The 7,316-nt window shown below is 72.2% G+C and carries 4 protein-coding genes and 1 pseudogene; 2 read left to right on the plus strand and 3 right to left on the minus strand.

Features of this window, described 5'->3' with window-relative positions; genetic code table 11:
* From AB0K60_RS34885 to AB0K60_RS34895, 3 genes and pseudogenes are all read right to left on the minus strand, one after another.
* Nucleotides 1-547: pseudogene (locus AB0K60_RS34885) on the minus strand (hypothetical protein); the annotation flags it as partial.
* A gap of 151 nt (nucleotides 548-698) precedes the next feature.
* Nucleotides 699-2,057 carry an ATP-binding protein gene (locus AB0K60_RS34890; RefSeq protein ID WP_364065162.1) on the minus strand — a complete coding sequence of 453 codons (1,359 nt, stop codon included), beginning with the start codon at nucleotides 2,055-2,057 and terminating at the stop codon, nucleotides 699-701.
* A complete protein-coding gene (locus tag AB0K60_RS34895) occupies nucleotides 2,054-2,839 on the minus strand; it encodes a hypothetical protein (protein WP_364065165.1) in 786 nt (261 codons plus the stop codon). The genes AB0K60_RS34890 and AB0K60_RS34895 overlap by 4 nt, the downstream gene beginning before the upstream one ends.
* Nucleotides 2,840-2,948: 109 nt before the next feature.
* Between AB0K60_RS34895 and AB0K60_RS34900 the strand changes: the two genes are divergently transcribed.
* Nucleotides 2,949-4,466, plus strand: coding sequence for a hypothetical protein (locus AB0K60_RS34900; RefSeq protein WP_364065168.1), 1,518 nt, complete (start codon nucleotides 2,949-2,951; stop codon nucleotides 4,464-4,466).
* Between the two features lie 10 nt (nucleotides 4,467-4,476).
* Nucleotides 4,477-7,316, plus strand: a 2,840-nt coding sequence (locus AB0K60_RS34905; protein WP_364065171.1) for a WD40 repeat domain-containing protein, incomplete at its 3' end; no start/stop codon positions are given.

Here is a 7,316-nt window from a genome sequence, read left to right on the forward strand (position 1 = left end):
CGACCCGCACCATGCCATCGGAGCCGCCGGTGGCCAGCAGCGTCCGCCCGCCCGGGCCAGAAAACGCCACCACCGCCCACACCCGGCCGGTGTGGCCGGTCAACACCGCCCGGGCCGTGCCGGTGACCGCATCCCAGACCCGCACCGTCCCATCTTCACCGCCGGTGGCCAGCAGGGTCCGCCCGCCCAGATCAGTGAATGCCTCGATGCTGAGTATTTGACCCGGTGTTGTCACCAGAACATTGGGCTGCAGTTCCCACCTGGCCCAGCGCGGATGAAGTGGTGCCTCCGAGGTCAGGAACCAATGACCGGGCCGTTTGGTGGACACGGTGCCGGGGGCCCTTGGGTCGGTGGCGGTGCGGACGAATTCGAGACTGACCGCCCGGGAGATCGGGTCTGCGTCTCCGAGGAACGGCTCGATCCGGGCCCAGGCGCCCAGCACCCGATGGCGCGAGTCGTCGGCGATCGGCAGCCCCAGCAGGCCGCGTACGGCGCCGCTCGTCTCCCAGGGCACCAGTTCGGCGGGTACGTACCGGTCGTCGAGCACCCCGCCCAGTGCAGCGTGCCGGACCAGGTGGCGGCGCACGTACGGATGTGGCGGAGCGCTGGAGGCATCGGTGGCGAGGCGGCCAGCCGGGCGGCGATCCTCTGGTGCACCTCGGAGACGTCTCCGGTGCCGTCCTGTTGCGGGGAGGCGTTCACGTTCGGCTCCTGTCGTCGCTGGTCGGGCGATCGCGCGGGTCCTGGTGCGGGAGGACGCGCTGGGGCTGTGTGCGCAAAACCTCGGCCAACCGTTCGTGCGCGGGACGATGGACGACGCGTTCGTCCTCGGTGTCCTGGACCAGGTAGCCGCCCAGCCTGCCCGTCACCACATGGCGGATCAGCGCGTCGGCGTCGGGCGGCCGTTCGTCCAGGATGGCTTCGACGACGGCGGGCCAGATCTCGGCCCACGGAATGCCCGCTCCCTGGGCGAAGGCGGCGGCGCGCAGTACGGCGAGGATGTGCCGTTCGGGGAAGGCAGGGGTAGCCACCGAGGCGATGTCCTCGCCGAGCAGGCTGATCGTGCCGCCGCCGAGGGTGGCCAGCCATGCCGGGTCGGCCGGGTCCTGAAGGTCCGCGGTTTCGCGCAGCCGCCGCCCCGCGAGCCGGGCGTCTAGGAAGGACGGTGCGACATGCGCGGCGACGACCTCGGACAGGCGGCGGCGCGCGTCCGGGCTGTTCCGGTACGGGCTGGACTCGGCGGCGAGCAGGGTTTCGGTGTAGTCGACGATGTCGGCGCGCGCGTCCGGCCCGTCGGTGCGCACCATCTGGTGCGGGCGGTCCTGCACGAGGTGAAGCACCAGGTCCAGGAGGTTCCTGGTCCGCTTCTCGTCCTCTGCTTCCGGCGGGCTCGCCGGGCCGAGTCCGGCCACCGAGCCCGCCTCGTCCACCGTGTCCGGCCGTGCCGGACCAGGGCTGCGTACCCCGATTACCATCCGTACGGCCGGGCCACCGACCACTCTTTCGGCCCGGATCAACGGCCCGACCAGCGCGCCCGCGGTCTCGAACGGATTTCTGGCCTCGTCCAGTCCGTCCAGGACGACGGTCAGCGGCTTCGGCTGCCCGGCCAGCACCTCCAGCAGCCTCTCGCGCAGGATCGTCAGGCGCTCCAACCCGCTGGCCGCGAACGGGCGACCGAGCAGCACCAGCAACTGTTCGTACAGTTCGGCGGTGTCCTTATTGCGGGCCAGCACCGCCACGTCCACCGAGCCCTCCGGCGGCACGGTGCCGAAGGGCACCCGCGCCACCGCCTTCCGGTAGCGGGGGTCGGCGCGGAAGACCGGGTCGCTGAGGGTGACCGCGCGGGCGATGATCGCCGACTTGCCGGTTCCGGCGGCGCCGGTCACGACCAGGGTGCCGTCGCCGTCGTCGAGGAAGGCCGCGAGCGTACCGGTCAGCTCGGCACGGCCGGTGAAGTACCAGCCGGGATCGTCGTCCGAGGTGCGCCCGCTGGCCCGAGACAGCCAGTACTCGACGTCCGGCGCGTTGTCGGCCACCTGGCCGACCTGCGGACTCACCAGTGCCGGATGCGGCGCGTACCCCGGGTTGGGCAGGCACGGGCTCGGCCTGCCGCTGTAGGTCGTGGGCCACAGCTTGGCCGGCTGGTACAGCCGTACCTCGTTCTGCTCTGCGGCGAGCGACAGCTCCTGCAGGAACTCCTCAAATGTGAGCCGGTCGCGGTCGATGCCGGAGACGGTGCGCAGCCGGTGGTCGGCCCGCCGCAGCAGCGTGGCGAAGTCGCCGACCCGGGGGCCTCGTCGAAGGCGGCCGAGGTGAACACCCCCAGGGTCGGCAGGGTTCTGCGCTCCGGGGGCAGGTCCTTCAGCAGCCGGGCCAGCTCGTCGTGCAGCGCCCCGGCGTAGCAGGTGTTGACCACGATCAGCACGTGCGGCGCGTCCGAGTTCAGCACCGCCGTCACCAGTTCGGCGGTCGGGTAGCCGTCCAGCAGGCGGCCTCGCCGACCTTGGGGCAGCCGCAGGTAGTGCCGTCCGGACGGCCCCGCCACGCCGTGGCCGGTGACGTACAGCACCACCACGTCGCGGTCGGACAGGGTGTGCAGGCCGCACCGGTGGACGAACTCCTCCATATCCCGGCGGCAGGTGATCTCCTTGGCGTCCTGTACGTCGAATCCGGCACCCGAGGTGCTCCACCACGCGCTCACGTCCGCCACCTGCCGGTCCATGTCGGCGGCGAACCGCTCCTCGGCCGACGTCGGAAAGTCCGGGTCGGCCGGTGGATAGTCGCGGATCGCGATGGTGATCAGAGTGTGGCGTAAGTCGCCGGGACCGTTCCCGTTCATGAGCCGTCCCGCGCGGAGAACGGTTCCGAAAAGTACCGTCGGACACGACGCATAGTGATTATTGTCGCGGCGTTGACGCCCCCGAACCATCGAAACGAGGCACCCCGACATGATCGGTTCGCGGCAAGTCCTCGACCTCTCCCACGATGTCGTCGTCGTCATCCCCGGCATCATGGGCAGCGCCCTCGCCGACGAGGGCAGGGTCCAGCGCTGGGGCCTGACCGATCCGCGCTGGTACGCCCGGGCGCTCGCCCACCGCAACGGTCTCGCCCCGCTGCGCCTCAGCGAGGAGGAACGCGCCGATCCCGCCACGGTACGGCTGCGCCCCACCGGCCTGCTGCGCACCCCGGCGTTCCTGCCCGGCCTCGGCGGCGTCGAGCCGTACACCCGGCTGGTCGATCGGCTGCGTCGCGTCGTCGTCCACCCCGACCTGGTGCTGGAGTTCGCCTACGACTGGCGGCTGCCCGTCCTGCACAACGCGCGCCTGCTCGCCGACGCGGCCCGGCGGCACCTGCAAGCCTGGCGGGACAGCGACGGCCACCAGAAGGCCCGCCGCGAGCAGCCCGACGAACGCGAGGCCCGCCTGGTGCTCGTGGCCCACTCGATGGGCGGCCTGCTGGCCCGCGCCCTCACGCTGGTCGCCGGCGACCTGGTCGACGACATCCGCGACCTGATCACTTTGGGCACGCCGCTGCGCGGCTCACCGCTCGCCGCCGTGCTGCTCGCCACCGGCAGGGGCACGCCGATCTGGTTCCGCAGCGACCCGCTGCGGAAACTCGCCGCCACCCTGCCCGGCGTACACGACCTGCTGCCCAGCTACCGGTGCGTGGACGAGGGCACCGACGTGCGACTGCTCACCGCCTCCGACGTGGCCCATCTCGGCGGTGACGCCCGGATGGCCGAAGACGCGGCGCGGCTGCACGCCATGCTCGACGCCCACCTCGCCCCCGAACTGGACTACACCGCGTACGGCGGCTTCGACCAGGTCGCGGCCCGCCAGGACCGGCTGACGGCGGTGACCCGCACCGTGGTGGGCATCGCCCAGCCCACTGTTCAGTCCCTCGGTCTGCGCGGCGGTGTGGTCGAGCAGTACCACCACACCTTCCGCGTACACGACAAGGGAGAACGCAAGGGCGAACTGGTCCTCGACGAGCACGACCTGCCACTCCGCGTCGATGTCAAAGGCGACGGCACGGTGCCGCGGCTGTCGGCCTCCCGCCCCGGATCGACCGCGTTCAGCCAGCAGCACGCCGCACTCGCCAAGATGCCCGAGGTGTTCGACCTGGTCTGCGACGTCGTCACCGGCGCCGACCGCGAGGGCGGCCGTCTCGGCGAGGGCGACATCGGCGTGACAGCCCCGCAGATCGTCCTGCCCGGCGAGTCCTGGAGGGTGACGCTCACCGGCGTGGACGATCCGGCGGCAATCACCTGCACGGTGGAGGACACCGCCGGACCGTGGCGCGACCTCCTGCGGCCCGGCCGCCGCAGCGACGGCGAACTGCGAGCGGACACCGAGGTCCCGGGGCCGGGGCTCTACCGCGTGGTCGTGGACGGCGGCGGCACCTCCGCCGTGAGCACCCTCGTCCTGGCCGCCGACCCCGAAAGCGTCGAACCCGGGAGCGACTAAGGGGCGATGGATGATTGACGACTTACCGGCGGGCAGACGGCTGGAGTTCTTCCCGGTCGCCCTCGGCGCCTATCGTCACCGTCCCGCCTGGAACCTGGAGAACGCGCAGGCCGAGACCGAGCAGGTCGCCGCCCTGCTGCGGGACTTCGGCGCCGAACCGGTCAACTGGACCGAACCCATGGCCGAACGCGGCGCGGACGCGATCGACGCCCGCATGCGCCACTGGGCCTGCCCGCCGTCCGACCCACCCGCCGACACCTTCCTGTACTGGGCGGGACACGGCCGCTCCGACGGACTCGACGCGGCCCTCGCCCACGCGGGCACCCCGGCGGACTTCACCGACTCGGTGATCGGTCCCGCCCAGATGGCCCTGTGGATCCGCAACCGCGCCGTACGAGCCGAGGAGCACGGCACCTGGGCCGTGGTCGTCGTCGAAGCCTGCCGCTCCGGCGACTTCGTCCGCCTGGTCAGCGCCGAACTCGAGCGCTACCTGCGGGTACGGCCCCGGGCGCTGCTGGTGGGCGTGACGGGCAGCGGTCCTTCCGGCGGCTCGACCAACCTGGGCGTGTTTCGCCGCGAACTGCGCAACGTGCTGCACAACGACTTCGGCGCCAGCCCGTCCATCCCCTTGGCCGACCTCGCCTCCGCCCTGGTCAGACGGCTCGGCGAGGCCACCGTACGGCCGCTGGACCTGCCGGAGGGCGCGGCGCTGCACCGACGCACATTCACCCCAACGGGCGTCACCGTCGACGCCGCCGACGAGATCGCCGAACTGCTGCGCGCCCTCCCCGACGCCGAACGCCTGCACTTCGTACCCAAGGCCCAGGGTGCCGAGCTGGGCGAGGTCGCCTGGTTCTTCCAAGGCCGGGACAAGGAACGCCGCCGAATCTGCGACTGGCTGCGCCGTTCCGAGGACGGCCTATTCGTCGTCACCGGCAAGCCCGGCACCGGCAAGTCCGCCCTCCTCGGCCACCTGGTCGTCACCAGCCGCCCCCGCCTGCGGGCCGCGCTGACCGCCCAAGGCCACATCCCCGAACTGTCCGAGGCCGACCGCCCACCGGACGACATCTTCGACGCCGTCCTCCACCTGACCGGCGCCTCCGCCGGCGACGTGGCCAGGGACCTCGCCCACGCCGCCGGGGTGGACGACCTCGCCGCCGACGCCCCGATCCACGAACTGGCCGACCAGCTCACGGCCAGGCTCAGCGGCGCGAACCAGCCCCTGACCGTGCTCGTCGACGCCCTCGACGAGGCCCAGCAGCCGCTCGTGATCGCCCGCTTGCTGCTCAGGCCGCTGGCCGGGCTGCCGGGCGTACGGGTGATCGTCGGCACCCGAGCCTCCACCATGGAAGGCCCCGACCACCCCGGCCCCGCCACCCCCGACCTGCTGGACGCCCTGGCCCCCGCCGAGGACCGGGTGCTGACGGTGGCGGCCGACCGCTTCGCCATCCACCCGTACGTGGCCCGCCGCCTGCGTCACCTCCTGCACGACGACCCCCGGTACGCGGCGGGCATCGACCGCGCCGCCCTGCTCATCGCCGACGGGGCTCACGAGTTCCTGTTCGCCCGGCTGGCCGTACACGAACTCCAGGCCAGACGCGACCTGCTCGTCCCCGGCCGGGAGGACGACCTCGACGCCTTCCTCGCCGGAGACCACCGCGCCCTGTTCGCCCGCGCGGTGGAACGCCACCGTGCTGCAAACCCGCGCCGCGTCCCGCTCCTGGAGGCGCTCGGCCTCGCCCAAGGCCGCGGCCTGCCGATCCTCGACGACATCTGGGCGACCGTCGCCGACGCCCTGATCGACGCCGACACCACGCCGACAAGCGGCCCGGACATCGACGACCTCATCGAGGCCGCCGCGCCGTACCTGGTCCGCGACACCGAACATGGACAGACCGTCTACCGGCTCGCGCATGCCACATTCGCCGAGCACTTCGCCGCAGCCGAAACACCGGACGGCGACGAACGGCACCATCACATCACCACCCGTTTCATCCAATCCATCAAACGTGGCCAGGAGACACCAGGCACTGAGGCACAGACCGCAATAAACCCCTACCTTTGCCACCACCTGCCCGGCCACGCCGCCCGTGGCGGCATTGCCTCTTGGCAGGAACTCGCCGCCCACCCCCGGGTGCTGGACGAACTCGACCCGGGCCGGGTTGCCACCGCAGCCATGGCGCACGCCTTAGGCCGCTACCCGCTCCCGGCGGAAGTCGCCGGGGTGGTCGGCATGCGTCACCTGCTGGACGGACTGCCGCCAGCGCAGCGGATCGGCCTACGCCAACTCGGCAGTGTCCGACACGCGGGCATGACCAGGCCGGCCACAACTGACCTGCCCCACCCCGACGCAGTTTGGTCGCTTCGCTGGGCACAGGTGACGCCTCACGCCCCTCATCTCACTCTGGCGGGCCATTCCGGCGGGGTGTGGGCGGTGGCGGCGTTTCCCAGCCCGGACGGGCGCACCCTGCTGGCAACCGGAGGCGAAGATGGCACGGTGCGGATCTGGGATACGGCCACCGGCACCGCCCAGGCGGAGCTGACCGGCCACGACCGCGGGGTGTTGGCGGTGGCGGCGTTTCCCAGCCCGCACGGGCGGACCCTGCTGGCAACCGGAGGCGAAGATGGCACGGTGCGGATCTGGGATACGGCCACCGGCACCGCCCGGACCGTGCTGACCGGCCACGACCGCGGGGTGTTGGCGGTGGCGGCGTTTCCCAGCCCGCACGGGCGGACCCTGCTGGCCACCGGCGGCGAAGATGGCACGGTGCGGATCTGGGATACGGCCACCGGCACCGCCCGGACCGTGCTGACCGGCCACGACCGCGGGGTGTTGGCGGTGGCGGCGTT

It is taken from the genome of Thermopolyspora sp. NPDC052614 (genome assembly GCF_040678635.1).
Taxonomy (GTDB): Bacteria; Actinomycetota; Actinomycetes; order Streptosporangiales; family Streptosporangiaceae; genus Thermopolyspora.